The organism is uncultured Allobosea sp. (assembly GCF_945957345.1).
Taxonomy (GTDB): domain Bacteria; phylum Pseudomonadota; class Alphaproteobacteria; order Rhizobiales; family Beijerinckiaceae; genus Allobosea.
Genome location: NZ_CAMFKW010000054.1, coordinates 1 through 20,772, shown reverse-complemented (window position 1 = coordinate 20,772; position 20,772 = coordinate 1). Strand labels below are relative to the sequence as shown.

19 protein-coding genes and 1 pseudogene are annotated in these 20,772 nt (G+C 66.5%); 13 read left to right on the top strand and 7 right to left on the bottom strand.

Annotated features, from left to right (window positions below):
• Positions 1–12: 12 nt before the first annotated feature.
• Together Q0Q36_RS21185 and Q0Q36_RS21180 are read right to left on the bottom strand one after the other, a co-directional pair.
• Positions 13–954, bottom strand: coding sequence for a dihydrodipicolinate synthase family protein (locus Q0Q36_RS21185; RefSeq protein ID WP_293801188.1), 942 nt, complete (start codon positions 952–954; stop codon positions 13–15).
• Positions 955–963: 9 nt separating this feature from the next.
• Entirely contained in the window at positions 964–1,173 is a 210-nt protein-coding gene (locus Q0Q36_RS21180) for a hypothetical protein (protein WP_293801186.1), read from the bottom strand.
• Positions 1,174–1,351: 178 nt separating this feature from the next.
• Here Q0Q36_RS21180 and Q0Q36_RS21175 point away from each other — a divergent pair, with 178 nt between their 5' ends.
• From Q0Q36_RS21175 to Q0Q36_RS21140, 8 genes are all read left to right on the top strand, one after another.
• Positions 1,352–2,395, top strand: coding sequence for a DUF3616 domain-containing protein (locus tag Q0Q36_RS21175; protein ID WP_293801184.1), 1,044 nt, complete (start codon positions 1,352–1,354; stop codon positions 2,393–2,395).
• A 4-nt stretch (positions 2,396–2,399) separates the two neighbouring features.
• Entirely contained in the window at positions 2,400–2,960 is a 561-nt protein-coding gene (locus Q0Q36_RS21170) for an NUDIX domain-containing protein (RefSeq protein ID WP_293801182.1), read from the top strand.
• A gap of 158 nt (positions 2,961–3,118) precedes the next feature.
• The gene (locus Q0Q36_RS21165; RefSeq protein WP_293801180.1) at positions 3,119–4,021 is read left to right on the top strand and encodes a hypothetical protein; all 903 of its coding nucleotides are present in this window, start codon (positions 3,119–3,121) and stop codon (positions 4,019–4,021) included.
• A 132-nt stretch (positions 4,022–4,153) separates the two neighbouring features.
• Entirely contained in the window at positions 4,154–4,435 is a 282-nt protein-coding gene (locus Q0Q36_RS21160; protein ID WP_293801178.1) for a metal-sensing transcriptional repressor, read from the top strand.
• Between the two features lie 25 nt (positions 4,436–4,460).
• Positions 4,461–5,573 (top strand): S-(hydroxymethyl)glutathione dehydrogenase/class III alcohol dehydrogenase, encoded by a 1,113-nt coding sequence (locus tag Q0Q36_RS21155; protein ID WP_293801176.1) that lies wholly within the window; start codon positions 4,461–4,463, stop codon positions 5,571–5,573.
• Positions 5,574–5,784: 211 nt separating this feature from the next.
• Positions 5,785–6,621 carry an S-formylglutathione hydrolase gene (gene fghA, locus Q0Q36_RS21150; protein WP_293801174.1) on the top strand — a complete coding sequence of 279 codons (837 nt, stop codon included), beginning with the start codon at positions 5,785–5,787 and terminating at the stop codon, positions 6,619–6,621.
• A 179-nt stretch (positions 6,622–6,800) separates the two neighbouring features.
• Positions 6,801–7,223 (top strand): low affinity iron permease family protein, encoded by a 423-nt coding sequence (locus Q0Q36_RS21145; protein WP_293801172.1) that lies wholly within the window; start codon positions 6,801–6,803, stop codon positions 7,221–7,223.
• 190 nt (positions 7,224–7,413) lie between these two features.
• Positions 7,414–8,277: an outer membrane beta-barrel protein gene (locus tag Q0Q36_RS21140; protein WP_293801170.1), complete on the top strand. Its 864-nt coding sequence runs from the start codon at positions 7,414–7,416 to the stop codon at positions 8,275–8,277.
• 60 nt (positions 8,278–8,337) lie between these two features.
• Here Q0Q36_RS21140 and gpmI read toward each other — a convergent pair whose 3' ends face one another.
• Positions 8,338–9,852: a 2,3-bisphosphoglycerate-independent phosphoglycerate mutase gene (gpmI, locus tag Q0Q36_RS21135; RefSeq protein WP_293801168.1), complete on the bottom strand. Its 1,515-nt coding sequence runs from the start codon at positions 9,850–9,852 to the stop codon at positions 8,338–8,340.
• Between the two features lie 104 nt (positions 9,853–9,956).
• On the opposite strand from gpmI, the gene Q0Q36_RS21130 reads away from it, so the two are divergent.
• Both Q0Q36_RS21130 and Q0Q36_RS21125 read left to right on the top strand, forming a co-directional pair.
• A complete protein-coding gene (locus Q0Q36_RS21130) occupies positions 9,957–10,706 on the top strand; it encodes a haloacid dehalogenase type II (protein WP_293801166.1) in 750 nt (249 codons plus the stop codon).
• Between the two features lie 19 nt (positions 10,707–10,725).
• The gene (locus Q0Q36_RS21125) at positions 10,726–11,412 is read left to right on the top strand and encodes a glutathione S-transferase N-terminal domain-containing protein (protein WP_293801164.1); all 687 of its coding nucleotides are present in this window, start codon (positions 10,726–10,728) and stop codon (positions 11,410–11,412) included.
• Between the two features lie 21 nt (positions 11,413–11,433).
• Here Q0Q36_RS21125 and Q0Q36_RS21120 read toward each other — a convergent pair whose 3' ends face one another.
• A complete protein-coding gene (locus tag Q0Q36_RS21120) occupies positions 11,434–12,897 on the bottom strand; it encodes an HWE histidine kinase domain-containing protein (RefSeq protein ID WP_293801162.1) in 1,464 nt (487 codons plus the stop codon).
• A gap of 255 nt (positions 12,898–13,152) precedes the next feature.
• Here Q0Q36_RS21120 and Q0Q36_RS21115 point away from each other — a divergent pair, with 255 nt between their 5' ends.
• The gene (locus Q0Q36_RS21115) at positions 13,153–14,826 is read left to right on the top strand and encodes a formate--tetrahydrofolate ligase (RefSeq protein ID WP_293801160.1); all 1,674 of its coding nucleotides are present in this window, start codon (positions 13,153–13,155) and stop codon (positions 14,824–14,826) included.
• 227 nt (positions 14,827–15,053) lie between these two features.
• Positions 15,054–16,814, top strand: coding sequence for a diguanylate cyclase (locus Q0Q36_RS21110; RefSeq protein WP_293801158.1), 1,761 nt, complete (start codon positions 15,054–15,056; stop codon positions 16,812–16,814).
• Between the two features lie 143 nt (positions 16,815–16,957).
• Here the strand turns inward: Q0Q36_RS21110 and Q0Q36_RS21105 are convergent, their stop codons facing one another.
• Positions 16,958–17,995: an L-idonate 5-dehydrogenase gene (locus Q0Q36_RS21105; protein ID WP_293801156.1), complete on the bottom strand. Its 1,038-nt coding sequence runs from the start codon at positions 17,993–17,995 to the stop codon at positions 16,958–16,960.
• Positions 17,996–18,125: 130 nt separating this feature from the next.
• Between Q0Q36_RS21105 and Q0Q36_RS21100 the strand changes: the two genes are divergently transcribed.
• Positions 18,126–18,893 (top strand): SDR family oxidoreductase, encoded by a 768-nt coding sequence (locus Q0Q36_RS21100; protein WP_293801154.1) that lies wholly within the window; start codon positions 18,126–18,128, stop codon positions 18,891–18,893.
• Between the two features lie 120 nt (positions 18,894–19,013).
• On the opposite strand, the gene glmM is transcribed toward Q0Q36_RS21100, so the two are convergent.
• Together glmM and Q0Q36_RS21090 are read right to left on the bottom strand one after the other, a co-directional pair.
• Positions 19,014–20,357 carry a phosphoglucosamine mutase gene (gene glmM / locus Q0Q36_RS21095; protein ID WP_293801152.1) on the bottom strand — a complete coding sequence of 448 codons (1,344 nt, stop codon included), beginning with the start codon at positions 20,355–20,357 and terminating at the stop codon, positions 19,014–19,016.
• A gap of 161 nt (positions 20,358–20,518) precedes the next feature.
• Positions 20,519–20,772 (bottom strand): annotated as a pseudogene (locus Q0Q36_RS21090) (cell division protein FtsH); the annotation flags it as partial.

Below are 20,772 nucleotides of genomic sequence, written 5' to 3'. Positions count from 1 at the left end.
CCCGCCGCAGGTTCAGGCGCGACCGAGCGCCGCCACACCGTCGCGCGCTGCCTTCATCGCCATGCCGGCCAAGGGATGCGGCAAGTCCTCGATGGCATCGCAAAGCAGGGGCACGCATTCCGGGCGCGGCGGTGCGAGCGGCGCGCGGCAGGCGGCGCCGACCTCCGGATGCAGCATCGACAGGGCGAGCTTGATCAGGACGGGATCTGGCTCGCGCGCCAACAGGTCGAGCAAGGGAATGAGCCGCCGCTGCAGGATCTGCGCCTGCCCGTAGGATTCGGAACGCGCAGCGCTCTCCAGCCGCGCCAGCCAATGCGGCGCGAGATTGCCGACGCTGGTGATCGCCCCGCATCCACCGGCGAGCAGGTAAGCCGGAATGGTGTCGGCGGCGCCAGTCAGACGCATGAAGCGGCGGTCGCGCAAGCGGGCGATCCGGTCGCAGCGGACGAGATTGCCGCGCCGCTCCAGAATACCGACGATGTTAGCTGCTCCCTCCAGCACCTGCAGCGTCTCTGCCGCGATCTCGACGCCGCAGCGATCCGGGTCGTTGTCGAGGATGATCTCAAGCCCGGTTGCCTGCGCCGCCGCCAGCGCATGGGCCGCGAGCCCCGCCTGCGTCGGCCGGTTGTAATAGGGCATGCGCAGCAGCAGAGCCGAGGCACCGGCCTTCTCGGCGGCGACGATCTCGGCGACCGTCCCGGCGGTCGAATAGCTGCCGACGGCTGCGATCACCGGATAATGCCGGCCCGCGATGCGGCGGGCGGCTGCACAGAGCGCTTCCCGCTCCGAACCACTCAGCGTCGGGCTTTCGCCCGTCGCCGTGCCGACCACGATGCCGTCGGCGCCCTGCGCGATCTGCCAGAGAATGAGGCGTTCCAGCGCGCCATAGTCGATCGCCTCCTCATCGAAGGGCGTAACCAGCGCAGTGAACATGCCGTGAAGCCAGTGATTCATGGCCTGGCCTCAGAGTAGCGAGAGCGTCTTGGCGGTCACCCGGACCGCACGCGCCCGGTGCCCGGTCTCGAACACGGCGTAACGCAGCGCGGCGCCGCGATCGCAGAACATGCCGCCGCCACGGCCATGCGTCTCGACCGCAAGCCAGTGGCCTTCCGCATCGCGCCCGACCAGGAACTGGAGCGGGCCGCCGAAGGATTTGCGAGGGATACTGAACATCATCCTGTTTCCCGAACGGTCTCCAAGGACCGCCCCGACAAGCTAGGGAGGGCGCCATAGTGGTTCGAGACGAAGCAGGGGGTGGGAGCATCAAGATCCCATAGGGATCGCGATGCCGCGCTTTGACATCCATCGGGCGGACGCGCTCAATCCGCGCCTCTCCTTTCGGATTCGCCCGATGCGCTACCGCCTACTCGCTTCTCTCGTTGCCGCAGCCCTGCTCGGCGCCTCCCTCACGCAGGCCGCGACGCTCGCGCCGGAACAGCGCTTCAGGACGCTCGGCGACTTCGCCGGCAAGAAGCCGGGCAAGCCGGCGCGGGACGTCAGCGGCCTCGCCTGCATGCCCGCCGCCAATGGCACGCAGCGCTGCCTGCTGATCAATGACGAGGGCTCTTTCGCCCAATTCGCCCGCATCGCCGAGAACCGGATCATTCCGGATGCGACCCTGCCCATCGTCGGCGACGATGCTTCCCCCGACACGCTCGGCCAGCCGCCGCAGGGCATCTGCAAGGCGCCCGGCCGCTTCGCCGAACTCGACGGCGAGGCCGTCGCCTATGCCGATGGCGCCTTCTATGTGGCGGGCTCGCATGGCTGCTCGCGCAGGAAGGGCGAGTTCCGCCTCTCGGCCTTTCATCTCGCCCGGATCAAGGTCGATGCCGAGGGCTCACCCGCAGGCAAGGTCGAACTGACCTATCGCCTGAGCGACATGCTGCGCGCGGCCGGCCCCGCCGGCACCTTCTTCGGCAAGAGCCTGATGGACGACAACGGCATGAATGTCGAAGGCATCGCGGTTGTCGGCGACACGCTCTGGGCGGGCTTGCGCGCGCCCTCACTCGGCAATCGTGGCTTCCTCGTCGGCGCCTCGCTCAAGGCCCTGTTCGCGCCGGGCCATGCTCCGGCGACCGAAGCCCCGCGGGTGTTCGAACTGCCGGCTGGCGGCAATCGCGGCATCCGCGATCTAGCGCCATTGCCCGATGGCCGCCTGCTCGCCCTGCTGGGTCCGGCGCAGGAACAATCCCTTCCCTATTCCCTGCTGCTGGTCGACCCTGCCAAACCCGATCTTGCGACTCCGCTCGGCGATCTGCCCGGTCGCGGCGACGATAAGGCGGAATCCCTGACCGTGCTTCCCCAAGACGGCAAGGGCCTCGCGGTCCTGATCGGCTATGACGGCCCGAAGAACGGGCATTTCGAATCCTACCGCCTGCCGCTCGAAACACGCTGACCCCATGGATTTCCGCAACGATCTGTCCCGCGCCGTCGAGCGCTATCGCGCCGAGATCGCGAATTCGCGCGAGCATCTCGCGCTGCTGCGCTGGCAGATGGCGCAGGGGCACGCGCTCGACCGGCGCGACACGTTCCCCGGCCATCTCACCACCAGCGCCTTCGTGCTCTCGCCCGACCACGCGCAGGTCCTGCTGATCGACCATGTCGTGATCGGCCGCTGGCTCCAGCCCGGCGGCCATTGGGAGGAGGCGGAGCAGTTCCATCTCTCGGCGGCGCGCGAGGCGATCGAGGAAACCGGCGTGCAGGGCCTTGAGCTCCATCCCTGGCATCAGGGCGGCGACCTGCCCTTCACCATCGACAGCCACGATGTGCCGGGCAAGCCGTCGCGCGGCGAACCCGCCCATATCCATCACGACCTGCAATATCTCTTCGTTGCCGATCCGGCCCTGCCGCTGGTCGCGCAGGTCGAGGAGGTCCATGCCGCCGCCTGGAAACCGATCAGCGCGCTCGCCGAAATCGCGCCGCGCGCCCTGGAGCGGCTCTCGCATCTGCCGAAGCCCTGACTGTTGCAGCGCAACAACAGCGGGTTGGATTGCGCAAATCCATATGACTCTCATATCGCGCCGGAAGGACGTTCGCGAGATGCTTCATCCATGGATAAAGTAACTATTGCAATCGACTTGCAATAGCCTACTGATCGGACGTCCGCCTGGAGCACCGCATGTCTTTGAAAGCCATCGCCCTTGCCCTGATCGCCGCTGCCGCGTCGGTCCCGGCCCTTGCAGCCGACCTGCCCTCCCGCAAAGGTGCCCCCGCCGCACCGGCTCCGGCCATCTCGGCTTGCACGGAGAGCGAGGGCATTCCGACCGACGCCTTCGGCTTCACCACCGGCTCGGATGTCGCCGATGTCGGCTCCTTCGGGCCGAGCCTGACCTATGGCGGCGCCTTCGGCACCCGCGGCGGCAGCTCTAACGGCCACGGCCTGACCTTGCAGGGCTCCTACGGCCTGTTCCCCTGTTTCGAGGTCGGTCCCTACGTGCTGGGCAATATCACCAGCGCCTCGGCGGGCGGCGTCAGCGCCGATTCGCGCGCCTTCGGCGCCGGCGTTGAGATGAAGTACAAGCTGCTCGGCCGCGACATGCACGGGTTGGGCCTGACGCTGGTCATCGATCCCAGCTTCAACCGCACCGATCCGGACGGCGCGCCCCGCTTCACCACCTACAATACCGGCATCCGTCTTTTCGCCGACAAGACGCTGATCGCGAACACACTCTATGCCGGGCTCAACCTCTCGCAGGACCTGACCTGGACCGGCCCTTCGCCCTATCAGCGTTCCTCCACCCTCACCATCGCCGGCTCGCTCGCCTGGCAAGTTTCCGATGGGCTCTATCTCAGCGGCGAGGTCCGCCATATGCGCGCCCATAACGAGCTCGGCTTCGGCAAGGAGGCGGGCTACGCCACCTTCGTCGGCCCTGGCGTGTTCTGGCAGGCGACCAAGCAGCTCGCGCTTTCAGCCGCCTACAACGTCCAGGTCGCCGGCAAGGCCAAGGGCCAGCCCGGCGATCTCGACCTGACCAATTTCAGCCAGCACCTCGTCAAGGTAAAGCTCGGCTACAGTTTCTGAACGACCCGATAGCCCATCGGCGGGAGAGCGGCAGCGGCGACGCTGCCGCTCTTTTCGTTTCAGCCGGGTCGAGCGCGTTGACATACTCCCCCTCAGTACCATAGCGTCGCGGCAATCGGAGCCTTGGTGCCCATGCCTCATACGCCGGAAGAGAAGAAGCGCGCGGTCACGCGGCTGCGCCGGATCAGGGGACAGACCGACGCCCTGATCGCCGCGGTCGAACGCGGCGACGAATGCGGCGCTCTGCTCCAGCAGCTCGCGGCGCTGCGCGGCGCGGCGACCGGGCTGATGGCCGAGGTGCTGGAAAGCCACTTGCGCGAGACCATGGCCCGCCCGGCCGAGGCGGCGCAGGCGGAAGCCGAGGACGATGAGATCGCCGCGATCATGCGGGTTATCCGCCCCTATCTGAAATGAACATCCGCAAGGAAGGAAATACCCGATGAAGACCCGTGCAGCCGTCGCCTGGGAAGCCGGCAAGCCGCTCACCATCGAGACCATCGAGATCGGCGGCCCCAAGGCCGGCGAGGTCCTGGTCGAGGTCATGGCGACCGGCATCTGCCACACCGACGCCTACACGCTCTCAGGCCTGGATTCGGAGGGCAAATTCCCGGCGATCCTCGGCCATGAGGGCGCCGGCATCGTGCGCGAGGTCGGCGCCGGCGTGACCTCGCTGAAGCCCGGCGACCATGTCATCCCGCTCTACACGCCGGAATGCCGCAGCTGTAAGTCCTGCCTGTCGCGCCGGACCAATCTCTGCACCTCGATCCGCGCCACTCAAGGGCAAGGCGTCATGCCGGACGGCACGAGCCGCTTCTCCTGCGACGGCGGCGAGGTTTTCCACTACATGGGCTGCTCAACCTTCGCGAATTTCACCGTGCTGCCCGAGATCGCGCTCGCCAAGGTCCGCGAGGACGCGCCCTTCGACAAGATCTGCTATATCGGCTGCGGCGTGACGACCGGCATCGGCGCGGTGATCTACACGGCCAAGGTCTGGCCGGGCGCGAACGTCGTGGTCTTCGGCCTCGGCGGCATCGGCCTCAACGTCATCCAGGGCGCCCGCATGGTCGGCGCCGACAAGATCATCGGCGTCGACATCAACCCGGCCAAGCAGGAGATGGCGCGCAAGTTCGGCATGACCGATTTCATCAACCCGGCCGAGATCGGCAACGACAAGGTCGTGCAGGCGATCGTCGACCTCACCGGCGGCGGCGCCGATTTCTCCTTCGACGCCACCGGCAACACCAATGTCATGCGCCAGGCGCTGGAATGCTGCCATCGCGGCTGGGGTGAATCGATCATCATCGGCGTGGCCGAAGCCGGCAAGGAGATCGCGACCCGCCCGTTCCAGCTCGTCACCGGCCGCGTCTGGAAGGGCACCGCCTTCGGCGGCGCGCGCGGCCGCACCGACGTGCCGAAGATCGTCGACTGGTACATGGAGGGGAAGATCAACATCGACGACCTGATCACCCACAAGCTCTCGCTCGACGAGATCAATACCGGCTTCGACCTGATGCATGAGGGCAAGTCGATCCGCAGCGTGGTGGTTTACTGAGGCGCCGTTCCACCGCCTCATTCGGCGGGCACTGAAGCACGGCCTTTGTCATTCCGGGGCAGCGCAAAGCGCTGAACCCGGAACCCACGACTGGGCACGACGCTTGAATAAGCCGACCGGACAAGCCCTGGCCCGGTCGTGGGTTCCGGATTCGGACTTCGGTCGCCCCGGAATTACAAGCGTCGTGCCAAACCTCTGAAGGAACCGCCCAATGGAACTCCTCTCCTCCTCGAAGGCCTTCGGCGGGTCGCAGCGTGTCTACCGGCATGACAGCGCCGCCTGCGCCTGCCCGATGACCTTCGCGATCTACCTGCCGCACCAGATCGAGGACGCGCCGGTTCCCCTGCTCTGGTATCTCTCGGGCCTGACCTGCACGCACCAGAACGTCATGGACAAGGGCGAGTATCGCGCCGCCGCCGCCGCCAACGGCATCGCGATCGTCTGCCCGGATACGAGCCCGCGCGGCGAAGGCGTGCCGGACGAGCCGGAGAACTGGCAGTTCGGCTGCGGCGCCGGCTTCTATCTCGACGCGACGCAAGAACCCTATGCGAAGAACTATCGCATGGAGACCTATATCCGGGACGAGTTGCCGGAGCTGATCAGCCGACATTTCCCGGTCGACATGAAACGCCAAGGCATCTTCGGCCATTCCATGGGTGGCCATGGCGCGATCACGCTCGCCCTGAAGAACCCCGACCGCTACCGTTCCGTTTCCGCCTTCGCGCCCATCGCCCAGCCTTCGACCGCCGGCTGGTCGCGACCGGCCCTGGAGAAGTACCTGGGGTCGGACGAGACCAAATGGCGCGCCTATGACTCGACCCTGCTGATCGCCGACGGCCACCGTGTCCGCGATCTACTGATCGATCAGGGCACCGCGGACGGCTTCCTGGAAGAGGGCCTGCGCCCGCAGCTTCTCGACATCGCCTGCGCCGCTGCCGGCATCCCGCTCCAGCTGACGATGCGCGACGGCTACGACCACTCCTACAATTTCATCTCGACCTTCATGGCCCAGCACATCGCCTGGCATGCCGAGCGCCTGACGGCGTAGAGCAATTCCAGCAAAATTGCGAAGCGGTTTTGCGTCCGGAATTGCGCAAGAATAGAAGCCTAGAGCATTTCCGGCGGCTCCATATCCGTCGGAAATGCTCTAGGCACGCCACTACGGAACGGCCACCGCCTCCTCCGCGTTGAGAGCACAGCTTCAACCGGCCTCGGGGGGATCGTTCCATGGCCAAGCGCCGCATGCCGCAGAGCGACCGCTCGTTCTTCACCCGCCTCTCGCAATCCATCGCGCATTGGACTGGGAAGCCGCAGACCTTCATCGGAGCTGCGGCGCTGATTGTGCTCTGGGCGCTCTCCGGCCCGTTCTTCGGCTATAACGACACCTGGCAGTTGGTGGTGAACACCTCGACGACCATCGTCACCTTCCTGATGGTCTTCATCATCCAGAACAGCCAGAACCGCGACACCGCGGCGATGCAGATCAAGCTCGACGAACTGATCTGCCGGCTGGAGGGCGCCCGCGAGGAACTGCTCGATCTGGAGGAACTCGACGAGGACAAGCTCGAGGCGATCCGCGACGAGTTCGAACAGATGGCCGCCAAGGCGCGCAAGCTCACCCGCTCGGCGAAGGGCGAATCGACTGACTAGGCGATCACATCACCGGCCCGATCCCGCCGCTTGCCAGCGCCGAAAGACGCCCCGTCCGACGTTGTTCAGTCACCGGTAAGGTTAGCGCTTAAGGTTAAGTGTCATTTAAGAAATCGCTGGCATGGTCCTTCCCGTTGGTAACACGCGCGGGCTGCGTTCTCTGCGCCGCGCAAACGCGAAGGACACTGCCATGGGCAGCCTGAAAACTCTCGCGCTGGCGGGCGGCCTGGCCCTCGGCGTCTCCGCCGCGGCCCAGGCGGCCGATCTCGCCTATGCGCCGCCTCCCCCGCCGCCGGAACCGCTCGGTCTCAAGGGCACGATCTCCAGCGGCATCTATCTGCGCGGCGATATCGGCGTCGGCGTTCAGAGCGTCGGCAAATACCATCAGGACGACGTCGCCCAGTTCGGCGGGGCCTTCTTCGGCAAGACCGACAACGCGGCCTTCTTCGGCGGCCTCGGCGTCGGTTACCGCTTCAACAACTGGCTGCGCTTCGACGTCACCGGCGAATATCGCGGTGCCGGCCAGATCGGCGTGAACGACATCGTCTTCAACCCGTTCAACAACGGCTTCCAGACCAACACCTACAAGGGCAACCTGACCTCGCTGGTCACGCTGTTCAACGGCTATTTCGATCTCGGCACCTGGAACTGCCTGACGCCCTATATCGGCGCCGGCATCGGCTTCGCGCAGAACCGCATCAGCGGGCTGACCGATCAGGGCGCTCTGACCGGCAATTTCAACGGTGCGACGCTGGGCTATGCCAATAGCGGCAGCAAGACCGATCTGGCCTGGGCCCTGATGGCCGGCGTCGGCTACGAAGTGAACAAGAACCTGACCCTCGAAGTCGGCTATCGCTACCTGAACCTGGGCGACGGCCAGTCGGGCCGCCTGATCAACGCCTTCACCGGCCAGATCCAGGGTCCGCTCAAGGCCAAGGACATCGAGAGCCACGACTTCCGCATCGGCATGCGCTGGAACTTCGGCGACCCGAACTGCTGCGGCACGCCGGAGCCGGTCGCCTACGCCCCGCCGCCGGTGGTGCGCAAGTACTGATCGGAACGATCGGACAAGGATACGAAACGGCGCGGGACATCCCGCGCCGTTTTGCGTTTGTCAGCGCAGCAGCGACTGGCCGGTCATCTCGGCCGGCTGCGCCAACTCCATCAGCGCGAGCAGCGTCGGCGAGATATCGGCGAGGCGCCCGTCGGCCAGCCCCTTGCCCTGCCCGCCGACCAGCATCAGCGGCACCGGATTGGTGGTGTGGGCCGTGTGCGGCTTGCCGGTCACCGGATCGACCATCAATTCGGCATTGCCATGGTCGGCCGTGACCAGCAGCGCCCCGCCCTGCCGCCCGATCGCCTCGGCGATGGCGCCGAGCCCTGCATCCACCGTCTCGACCGCCTTGATCGCCGCAGCCAGCACGCCGGTATGGCCGACCATGTCGGGATTGGCGAAGTTCAGCACGACGAGGTCGTAGCGGCCGGAATCGATCGCCTCGACCGCCTTTCGGGTCAGCTCCGGCGCCGACATCTCCGGCTGCTGGTCATAGGTCGCGACCTTGGGCGATGGCACCATCACCCGGTCTTCGCCTGGATAAGGCGTCTCCTCGCCGCCATTGAAGAAATAGGTGACGTGCGGGTATTTCTCCGTCTCAGCCATGCGGACCTGCGTCTTGCCGGCCTTGGCGACAGTCTCGCCGAGCCCGTTGGCCAGGGTCTGCGGGGCGAAGAGCATCGGCATGATCTTGTCGAGCTCGGCGCTGTAGGAAGTCATGCTGACCGCCTTGACCAGCTCCGGCCGCCGCGGACGGACGAAGCCGGCGAAATCCGGCTCCAGCACGGCGGCGAGAATCTCGCGGATGCGGTCCGAGCGGAAATTGAAGCTGAGCAAACCGTCGCCGTCCTTCATCCCGGCATACCCCCCGATCGCAGCCGGCAGGATGAACTCGTCGGTGACGTTCTCCGCGTAAGCCGCGGCGATCGCGGCCTGCGCATCCGGGAAGCGCTCGCCATCCCCCAGCACCATCGCGCGCCAGGCCTTCTCGACCCGCTCCCAGCGATTATCGCGGTCCATCGCGTAGTAGCGCCCGGAGATGCTGGCAATGGAAGCGCCGGCCGGCAGCGCGGCGGCAAAGGCTTTCACGTAATCGGCCGCCGATTGCGGCGGCGTATCGCGCCCGTCGGTGAAGACATGGACGTGCACGGTGACGCCCTGCGCGGTCAGGATGCGGGCAAGCGCGACCGCATGGTCCTGATGGGCATGGACGCCGCCCGGCGAAACGAGGCCGAGCAGGTGGCAGGCTCCGCCGCTCGCCTTCAGTGCGGCGACGAGGCCGGTCACTTCAAGGGCTCCGGCGATCGAGCCGTCGGCGATCGCCTGGTTGATGCGCGGCAGGTCCTGCATCACCACGCGGCCCGCGCCGAGATTAAGATGGCCGACCTCGGAATTGCCCATCTGTCCCGGCGGCAAGCCGACATCAAGTCCGGAGGTGTGCAGGAAGGCATGCGGGTTCGCAGCCCAGAGCCGGTCGAAATTCGGCGTGTTCGCGAGTTTGACGGCGTTGTTCTCCCTCTCCTCGCGCCAGCCCCAGCCATCGAGGATCATCAGCATCACGGGGCGAGGTGGCATCGGCTTGACCTGTCGGCAAGGGTGAAATGTGCTTGTGCGGATACCACGCGGCACGGCGCGGATGCGAGTGTTAAGAAGGTTGGGGATCACCAGGGAGGAGAGGCATGTCGATCAAGGCGCTGGTTTTCGATGCCTATGGCACGCTTTTCGACGTCCAGTCGGTCGCAGCCGTTACCGACGCAGCCTTTCCCGGATATGGCGCGACGATCACCCAGATTTGGCGCCTGAAGCAGCTCGAATACACCTGGCTGCGCGCCCTGATGGACCGCTACGAAGATTTCTGGACCGTCACCCGCGACTCCCTGGATTTCACACTCAGGACGCTCGGCCTGGCCTCCTCGCCCGAGCTCGTCGCCAAGATCGCCGCCGCCTACGATGCGCTGCTGCTCTACCCCGAGGCCCGCGCGGCGCTCGAAGGGCTCGCCTCGCACCGCCTCGCCATCTTCTCCAACGGCAGCCCGGACATGCTGAAGCGGCTCGTCGCCCATGCCGGGATTACCGACCTGCTGGAGATCGTGATCAGCGTCGACGAGATCGGCGTCTACAAACCCGATCCGCGCGGCTATGCCCATGTCGAGAAGCGGCTGGGCCTCGCCCGCGACGAGATCCTCTTCGTCTCCTCCAACGGGTTCGACATCGCCGGCGCCAAGGCGCATGGCTTCCATGTCGCCCGCATCGAGCGCGTCCCGGCCGACAGACTGCGTAGCGAGCTCGCCGCCGCCACAACCATCGACCCCGCACTGATGTTCAAGGCGCTCCGGATGCAACCGGAGCAGCTCGGCTTCCGGGCCGATGCGACCATTGCCGCGCTGACCGATCTCGTTTCCTATGTCGCCGGACTGAGGCAGGTCTGACACCTGCGAGGAGACCCCGATGATCAAGCTCTACTATCACCCCTCGCCGAACCCGGCGAAGATCGCGCTTTTCCTGGAGGAGGCGGGCCTGCCCTACGAGATGGTGCCGGTCGACACCCGCAAGGGCGACCAGTTCAAGCCGGAATTCCTGGCTATCAACCCCAATGCCAAGACGCCTGCTCTCACCGATGGCGACGTCACCGTCTTCGATTCCAATGCGATCCTGCTCTATCTCGCCGAGAAGACCGGAAAGTTCCTGCCCGAGGACACGCCGAAGGCGCGCGGCGAGATGCTGTCCTGGCTGATGTTCGTCGCGACCGGCATCGGCCCCTATTGCGGCCAGGCCGTGCATTTCAGCCGCTTCGCCCCGGAGAAGCTGCCCTATGCCATCAACCGCTATGCCCGCGAGGCCGAACGGCACTGGGGCATCGTCAACGACCTGCTCGCAGACCGACCCTACATGCTCGGTGATCGCTACACCCTCGTCGACATGTCGATCTGGGGCTGGGCGACGCGGCTCTCCTTCGCCGTCGGCGAGACTTGGCCGGAGTTGTTCCCGCATGTGAAGCGTCATCTCGACGAGATATCGGCCCGCCCCGCCGCGCAGCGTGCCGTCGCTCTGAAGGACCAGTTCGCCTTCAAGACGGATTTCGACGCCGAGGCGCGGAAATTCCTGTTTCCGCAGAACGCGCATCTCGCCGGCTGACCCGACGCGCAGCGCCTGGCATCAGGCGCCGCCCAATGCATCGAAGGGCGCGTCCAGCGTAAAGACGAGCCCTTCGGGGAGATAGGCGCTGGCCGTGCCGGTACGCGCCGCCGGGAAGGAGCGCTCGATCAGGCGCGAGCCGAAGCCCTTCCGCGACGGCGGCGCAACCGGCGGGCCGCCGCTCTCGCGCCAGCGCAAGCGGAACTGCCGAACGCCCTCGATCTCCCCGACGCCCCAGCTCAGCGAAACCACACCGGTATCGTTGGAGAGCGCTCCGTATTTCACGGCGTTCGTGGCGAGCTCGTGCAGGATGAGCGTCAGCGCCAGCGCCGCTTTCGGCCCCAGCACGACCTCCTCCCCCGCGATGCGGAAACGCCCCGCATCGCCCTGCAGGGCGATGATACTCTGTGCGATGTCATTGACCGTGGCATCCGCCCGCCGGCCGCCGACCAGCAGGTCATGTGCGCGCGCCAGCGCCGCGAGCCGTGCGCTGAAGGTCTCGCGCGCCGCCTCGAGCGTGCCGGCGCTGCGCAATGTCTGGGAAGCCAGCGCCTGGATCATCGCCATCGTGTTTTTCACGCGATGCGCCAGTTCCTGCATCAGCAGGCGCTGCTCGGCCTCTGCCTCCTTGCGCTCGGTGACGTCGCGATGCGCCCCGATCAGCCGCAGCGGTTCGCCGCCCTCGCCACGTTCGATCTGCGCCGTCGCCGCAATCCAGCGCACCTGCCCGTCCGACGGCCTGATGATCCTGTACTCGGCCTGATAAGCCGTGGCACTTCCCTGCACCGCCTCCTGAAAATGCGCCACGACCATCGCCCGATCTTCGGGATGGATGCGCCTGACCCAGTCTTCATGGGTTTCCTGCACGGCCTCCGGCGGCAACCCGTGAATCTGCAGATATTCCGGTGAGCGACGGTTGCGGAACCCCGAACGCAGATCGACCTCCAGCCCGCCGACTCCGCCGATCTTCTGGACCTGCGCAAGCTCTGCCTCGCGCCGGCGCAAGGTCTTCTCGGCCTGCATACGCTCGGTCGTCTCGGTGACGATGGCGAGCACGCCACCGACCTCGCCGGCCGCATCGAGGACTGGGCTGTAATCGACATTCAGCCAGACATCCTCAGCCGTGCCGTTGCGGTAGAACACGAAAGGCAGGTCGCGATAGGAAGGCGATTCGCCAGCGAAGACGCGTTCCATCACCGCGCGGTTGAAATCGGCGACCTCCGGCCAGGCCTCGAAGACACTCATGCCGAAACCTGCGGGATGCCGCGCCCCGGCGATGATCGCATAGGCATCGTTGTACAGCATCAGCCCCGGCCGGCCCCAGAGCAGGGTCATCGCGGCCGGAGATAGCAGGACGAGCTGCAAGGCATCGCGCAATACGGCTGGCCAATCACCCGGTGGCCCAAGTGCGGTCTCGCGGCCGTCCCAGCCGCGCAGCCGCTCCGCCATCTCGCCCTGCCCGACGGGCCAGGTTCGCTTCTCCAAGGTCGTATCCCCCAACCGACCGGAACGAGAAGCCGCGCTCCCGGCGCAGGCTTCACGGGCCGCCACATGCAGCCCTTGAACCACTTCCAAACGAGTAACAGGCGCCGCGGTTCCCGCGCATGTCAAAAGACATATCGGCTTGTGCATCATGCCCGACCCACCGGCAAAAGCGCTGGCGGCGGCGGGGTTTTCGCGCCAGTGTCCGCCCGGTTCCGCGCTCGGGAGACGCGGAAAGGAACAGCTCCGAGAGGACGAATGCCGACCGATATCGAGATCGCGCGCGTAGCCACGCTGCAGCCCATCGCCACGATCGCCGAAAAGGCGGGCATCCCCTCCGAGGCCCTGAACCCTTACGGCAAGTATATCGCCAAGATCGACACGCAGGCGATCCCCGGTTTCCAGGCCAAGCCCGACGGCAAGCTGATTCTCGTCACCGCGATCAGCCCGACCCCGGCCGGCGAAGGCAAGACGACGACGACCGTCGGCCTCGGCGACGGGCTCTCCCGCATCGGCAGGCGCGCGATGATCGCGCTGCGCGAACCATCCCTCGGCCCGAGCTTCGGCATGAAGGGCGGCGCCGCGGGCGGCGGCTATGCCCAGGTCGTGCCGATGGAGCAGATCAACCTGCATTTCACCGGCGATTTCCACGCGATCACCAGCGCCCATAACCTGCTGGCAGCGATGATCGACAACCATGTCTACTGGGGCAACGGCCTCGACCTCGACACCCGCCACATCGCCTGGCGCCGCGTCATCGACATGAACGACCGGGCCTTGCGCTCCATCGTTTCCTCGCTCGGCGGCGCCAGCAACGGCTTTCCGCGCGAAGACGGCTTCGACATCACCGTCGCCTCCGAGGTCATGGCGATCTTCTGCCTGGCGCGCGACGCCGCCGATCTCGAAGCCCGCCTCGGCCGCATCGTCATCGGCCGCACCCGCGACAAGCGCCTCGTCACCGCCGCCGACGTCAAGGCGACAGGCGCAATGAGCGTGCTGCTCAAGGACGCGCTGATGCCGAACCTCGTGCAGACGCTGGAAGGCACGCCCGCCTTCGTCCATGGCGGCCCCTTCGCCAATATCGCCCATGGCTGCAATTCGGTGATCGCGACGAAGGCCGCGCTGAAGCTTGCCGACTATGTCGTCACCGAGGCCGGGTTCGGGGCCGATCTCGGCGCCGAGAAGTTCTTCGACATCAAGTGCCGCAAGGCTGGCTTGAAGCCCGCCGCCGCCGTCGTCGTCGCGACGGTGCGCGCCCTCAAAATGCATGGCGGCCTCGCCAAGGACGCGCTCGGCCGCGAGGACCTGAAAGCGCTGGAGGCCGGGCTTTCCAACCTGACGCGCCACGTCAACAATCTCAGGAAGTTCGGCGTGCCGCCGATCGTGGCGATCAACAACTTCACCACGGACACCGCCGCCGAGCACGAATTGATCCGCAACTATTGCCGCAACCATCTCGGCGTCGAAGCGGTGATCTGCCGGCACTGGGCCGAAGGCGGCGCCGGCACCGAAGAGCTTGCCCGCAAAGTCGCAGCCCTCGCCGACGAGGGTGAGGCCGATTTCGCCCCGCTCTACCCCGATGCCATGCCGCTGCGGCAGAAGCTGGAGACGATCGCGCGCGAAATCTACGGCGCCGAGGGCGTCAGCGTCGATGCCAGGCTCAAGGCGCGCTTCACCGAGCTGGAAGAGGCCGGCTTCGGCAACCTGCCCGTCTGCGTCGCCAAGACCCAGTATTCCTTCTCGGCCGACCCGACGCTCCGCGGCGCGCCCTCCGGCCACATCGTGCCGCTGCGCGAGCTCCGGCTCTCGGCTGGCGCCGGCTTCGTCGTCGCGATCTGCGGGGACATCATGACCATGCCCGGCCTGCCGCGCGAGCCGGCTGCCGAGCGCATCCATATCGATGCGCGGGGGCAGATCGAAGGGTTGTTCTGAAGCGCGTCATCCCGTGCGCGCCGCAGCGTAAAACGCTGCTGCGCAGACACGGGACCGTGCGACGAGAAGGCGCCTTTTCCGGGAGACGATCCCGTGTCTGCGTAGCGGCACTTCGCGCCGCGACGCGCACGAGATGACAGCGAATGCCGCTGATCCGTTAGCCGTTCTTAAAGCTTACGCAACGGATGGGTCCCTACCTTGCGCTGCCCCGCAAGGAAGCCGACCCGATGAGACAGGCCGAAGCCGGTCTGCCCCGCACGCACAGCCTGAAGGCCCGGGTCATGGGCTGGACGCTCGCCATCCTGGTGGCGATCGCCATTCCGGCCGGCGCGGCCTTCCTGTGGATCGTCGACGCGACCGTGGTGAAGCTCGGGACGCTCGTCGCCGAGAAGCAGATCCTGTTCGATCGTTATCGTGGCCTCGAAGCATTGATGCGCGAGGTCTCGCTGGCCGAGACCGTCGCCCGCTCGCCTGCGATCGTCGACTGGGCCGAGAACGAAGATAACCCAGAGAAGGCGGAGCGCGGCCTGGCGGAGCTGGAGCATTACCGCCAGTCCTTCCGGGACCGCAGCTATTTCACCGTGCTTGCCGGCTCGGGCAATTACTATTTCAACGACCAGGACAACAGCTACGAGCGCGACCGCAAGCGCTATACGCTCTCGGCCAGCAACCCGCGCGACGGCTGGTACTACAAGACCGCGGCGCTCGGCTCAGGCTGCCATCTCAATGTCGACCATGACGACAATCTCCGCGTCACCAAGGTCTGGATCAACTGCATCATCCGCAAGGACAGTCGCGTCCTCGGCATCATCGGCACGGGGCTCGATCTGACGCAGTTCATCCGCGAGGTCGTCGACATCCCGCAGACCGGCGTCCAGAGCATGTTCGTCGACCGCAGCGGCGCCGTACAGGCTCATCGCGACGCGACCCTCGTCGACTTCCACAGCCTGACCAAGGACATCTCGTCCAAGAAGACGATCTACCAGCTCGTCGACAACGACCCGGACCGCAGCCTGCTCGGCGAGATGATCGCCCGCGTCGGCGCCGGCGACGATCTCGTGCAGTCGCGCTTCATGACGGTCGACGGCAAGCGCGTGCTCGTCGGCGTCGGCTATCTCGACCGCCTCGGCTGGTTCAACGTCACGGTGATGGATATCGACCGGATCATCGACAAGAGCCTGTTCCTGCCGCTCGGCCTGCTCTTCGGCGCCGTCCTGCTGGCGGCGGCGGCCCTGATGACGCTGCTGTTCAAGCGTGCCGTGCTCGACCGTTTGGCCCGCGTCGAGCATGCCGCCAGCCATGTCCGCGCCCGCGAGTTCCGTGCCGTCGCCATCGATGCGGGCCGCGACGAGATCGGCCGGCTGTCGCAGGCCTTCGGTACCATGGCTCGCAGCGTCGAGGAGAACACCGCCCGGCTCGAGGAGGCCGTGCGCGAGCGCACCGAGCAGCTCGAGCGGCTGGCCGATGCCGACCCGCTGACCGGCGTCTTCAACCGGCGCGGCTTCGAGCGCGCCTTTGCGAACAGCCGTAGCCGCGCCGGGCGCACCGGGCATCAAGCCGGCCTGCTACTGGTCGATCTCGACAATCTCAAGCCGCTCAACGACCGCCATGGTCACCAGAGCGGCGACGAAGTCATTGCGGAACTCGCCCGGCGAATGACCGCGCTTTTGCGCGACCGGGACATCTGCGCCCGCTGGGGCGGCGACGAATTCATCCTGCTCCTGGACAATGTCGATCGCCATGAATTGTCGGCCATTGCCGCAGCCATCGTCGCGGCTGCGGCGGAGCATGCGGTCACCCTCGATAGCGGCGCCGCCGTCCCGATCAGCACCAGCATCGGCGCGACCCTGCTCGAGCCGCAGGACACATTGACCGAGGCCACGCGCCGCGCCGACGAGGCGCTCTATGTCGCCAAGCGCAACGGCCGGAGCCGCTTCGCCATCAGCCCGCCGGAGGAGCTTCCGCGGCGCCGGCGCAGCCGCGGCTGAAGAGTGGCATCCCGTGCGCGCTGCGGCATGGAATACCGCTGCGCAGACACGGGACCGTCATCAGAAAGAGACGCCTGCTCGTCACGCGGTCCCGTGTCTGCACCGCGGCACTTCGCGCCGCGATGCGCACGGGATGACAGGCTTCAGGCGAAGTCGAGCTGGACCTTGATCGCCTTCGACTTGTCGGCGGCGAGGTCGAAGGCCTCGACCGCCCGGTCGACCGGGATCGACGCCGTCAGCAGCGGCGAAAGGTCGATATTACCCGAGCCGATCATCGCCACCGCCCAGTCGAATTCCTCATGGAAGCGGAAGGAACCTCGCAGGTCGAATTCCTTGGCCACGACGACGTTCATCGGGAGCGTGAACTGGCCGCCGACGCCGATCTGGACGATGACGCCGCCCGGGCGGACGACGTCGAAGGCACCCGTCAGCGCATGCTGATTGCCGGAAGCCTCGAACATCACGTCGAAGGCGCCCTTCTCCGCATCGTATTCAGCCTTGAGCCGCTCGGGCTCGGCCGCGACGTTGACCGTCGCGGTCGCGCCCATCTTGCGCGCCACCGGCAGCGGCCCATCGACCACGTCGGTCGCGACGATCTCGGAGGCGCCTGCCGCCTTGGCCGCAAGGATGGTCAGCGCGCCGATCGGACCAGCCCCCGTCACCAGCACGCGCTTGCCGAGCAGCGGCCCGGCGCGCTTGGCGGCATGGAGGCAGACCGAAAGCGGCTCTGCGAAGGCGGCCTCGGCCGCGGTGACGCGCGGCGCCACCTTCACCGCCTGCCGCTCCTCGACGACGAGCACGTCGCGAAACCCGCCCTGCACATGTGGGAAGCGCATCGCAGAGCCGTAGAACAGCATATCCGTGCAGTGCTGCTGCAAACCCATCTGGCAATAGCGGCAGTGGCCGCAGGCCCGGCTCGGATTGACTGCGACGCGGTCGCCCGGCTTCACCCGCGAGACTTCGCCGCCGATCGCCTCGACCCGGCCGGCGATCTCATGGCCGAGGATCATCGGTTCGCGGACGCGGATCGTGCCGAAGCCGCCATGCAGGTAATAGTGCAGGTCCGAGCCGCATATGCCGCCGGCCTCGATCCGCACGCGCACGTCGCGCGGCCCAAGCTCCGGCGCGGTCGTCGGCTCGACCCGCAGATCCTTCTCGGCATGGATGACGACGGCACGCATGGGACGCTCCCGGAATCGCCGCGCGACGGCGCGCGGCACCATTGTCTAATCGATTGAAACCTGCTTACCCAAAGCAGCGCCCACGGCGCAAACCGAAATCGCCGCCTCCGGCATTTTGCGAGGATATGCCATGTCGCTGTCGCTGTTCAGTCTCGCCGGCAAGATCGCGCTCGTCACCGGCTCGGGCCAGGGCATCGGCCTCGCGCTGGCCGAGGGTCTCTCGGATGCCGGCGCCCATGTCGTGCTGAACGGGCGCGACAAGGCTAAGCTCGAACGCGCGCAGCAGGCTCTGGCGGCCGCCGGCCGCAAGGCCTCCATCGCCCCCTTCGACGTCACCGACCAGAAGGCGGTCGAGGCCGGCGTCGCCATGATCGAGGCCGAGATCGGCCCGATCGACATCCTGATCAACAATGCCGGCATGCAGAAGCGCGCGCCGATCACCGAATTCCCGGTCGAGGGTTGGCATGAGGTGATCAACACCAACCTGCATTCGGTGTTCTATGTCACCCAGGCCGTGACCAAGCGCATGGTTCCGCGCAAGCGCGGCAAGATCATCAGCATCGGCTCGGTGATGAGCGAGCTCGGCCGTGCCACCATCATCCCCTACACGGCGTCCAAGGGCGCGGTGAAGATGATGACGCGGGGCCTCGCCGCCGAGCTCGGTAAGCACAACATCCAGGCCAACGCCATCGGCCCCGGCTATTTCGCGACCGAGATCAACGCCGCGCTGATTGCCGACGAGGCTTTCTCCAGCTGGGTCTGCAGCCGCACGCCGGCCGGTCGCTGGGGCGAGACCAAGGAACTGGCCGGCGCCGCGATCTTCCTGTCCTCGGCAGCCTCGGACTACGTCAACGGCCATTTGCTGATGGTCGATGGCGGCCTGACGTCGGTGGTGTGAGGTCTCATCGTCATTCTCGGGCGAAGTGAAGCGCAGATCCGAGAATCTCATGACCGGAAAGTGCCGGAGCCTCCTCCGGCGGGAGATGCTCGGGTCAAGCCCGAGCATGACGCGCCCCAATCAGGCCGCGGCCTTGGTCACCGCCTCGACGACATCGTCCACCGCGCGCTCGACGAGATCGCGGTCGTCGCCCTCGGCCATCACGCGGATCACCGGCTCGGTGCCCGAGGGACGGATCACCAGGCGGCCGCTCTCGCCAAGAAGCTGCTTGGCCGCCTCGATCGCGCTGATCACCGCCTTCTCCTCCAGCGGGCGCCCGGCCTTGTAGCGGACATTCTTGAGAATCTGCGGCAGCGGCTCGAAGCAGTGGCAGACCTCCGAGACCGGCTTGTCCATCCGCTTGACCACGGCGAGCAATTGCAGCGCCGCGACGAGACCGTCTCCGGTCGTGCCGAAATCAGAGAGGATGATGTGGCCGGATTGCTCGCCGCCCAGGTTGAAGCCGTGGTTGCGCATATGCTCCAGCACATAGCGATCGCCGACCGCCGTGCGCGCCAGCGACAGACCCAGGCCCGCCAGATAGCGTTCAAGCCCGAGATTGGACATCACGGTCGCGACGATGCCAGGTGCCGAGAGCCGGCCATCCTCCAGCCAGGAGCGCGCGATCACGGCCATGAGCTGGTCGCCGTCGACGATCTGTCCCTGCTCGTCGACAACCAGCACCCGATCGGCGTCGCCGTCGAGCGCGATGCCGACATCGGCGCGCAACTCCCGGACCTTCGCCACCAACGTCGCCGGGTGGGTCGAGCCGATATCGCGATTGATGTTGAAGCCATCGGGCTCGTCGCCGATGACAATAACCTCTGCACCGAGCTCCCAGAGCGCCTGCGGCGCCACCTTGTAGCCGGCGCCATTGGCGCAATCGAGCACGATGCGCAGGCCTTCCAGGCTCATGTTGCGCGGCATGGTGCGCTTGGCGAACTCGACATAGCGCGCGTCGGCGCTGTCGATGCGCTTGGCACGGCCGAGCTTCGGCGATCCGGAGAGCCGGGAGGTCAGGTCTCCGTCGATCAGTTCCTCGATCTCGCGCTCGACCTCGTCGTTGAGCTTGTAGCCGTCCGGCCCGAACAGCTTGATGCCGTTATCCTCGTAGGCATTGTGCGAGGCGGAGATCATCACGCCGAGATCGGCCCGCATCGAGCGCGTCAGCATGGCGACCGCCGGGGTCGGCATCGGGCCGAGCAGCATCACGTCCATTCCGACCGCGGTGAAGCCCGCGACCATGGCGTATTCGATCATGTAGCCGGAGAGGCGGGTGTCCTTGCCGATCACCACGCGATGGCGGTGCTCGCCACGGCGAAAGGCGAGGCCCGTCGCCTGGCCGACCTTCAGGGCGAGGTCCGGCGTGATGACGCCGTTCGCCCGCCCGCGAATGCCGTCCGTTCCGAAATATTTGCGCGTCATATGATGTGTTTCCGATAGGCGATCAGCGCCTGATTTTGCGCGTTTCTATAATCAAAAAACCTTTCCGCCTTCTCACAAATTGTGACGGAGCGTGACATCGCATCCGCAGAAACGAAAAGGGCGGCCTTACAGCCGCCCTTCTGCATTCATTCCTGCCAGCCTCAGGCCTGCGGCTGCGGCTCCATGCCGGCATCAGGCTCCCCGCGCTTGCGGCCCTTGCCGGCGCTCGGCACGGCCGAGCCGCGTGGGGCATGCGGCGTGTCGTCGAGATCGCGCGAGGGGCGCTTGCCCGCGATCAGGTCGCGGATTTCCTCGCCCGTCAGCGTCTCGAATTCGAGCAGCGCCTCAGCCACCGCGACGAACTCGTCATGGTGCTCGGTCAGGATCTTCTTGGCGTCCTGATAGCCGGTGTCGA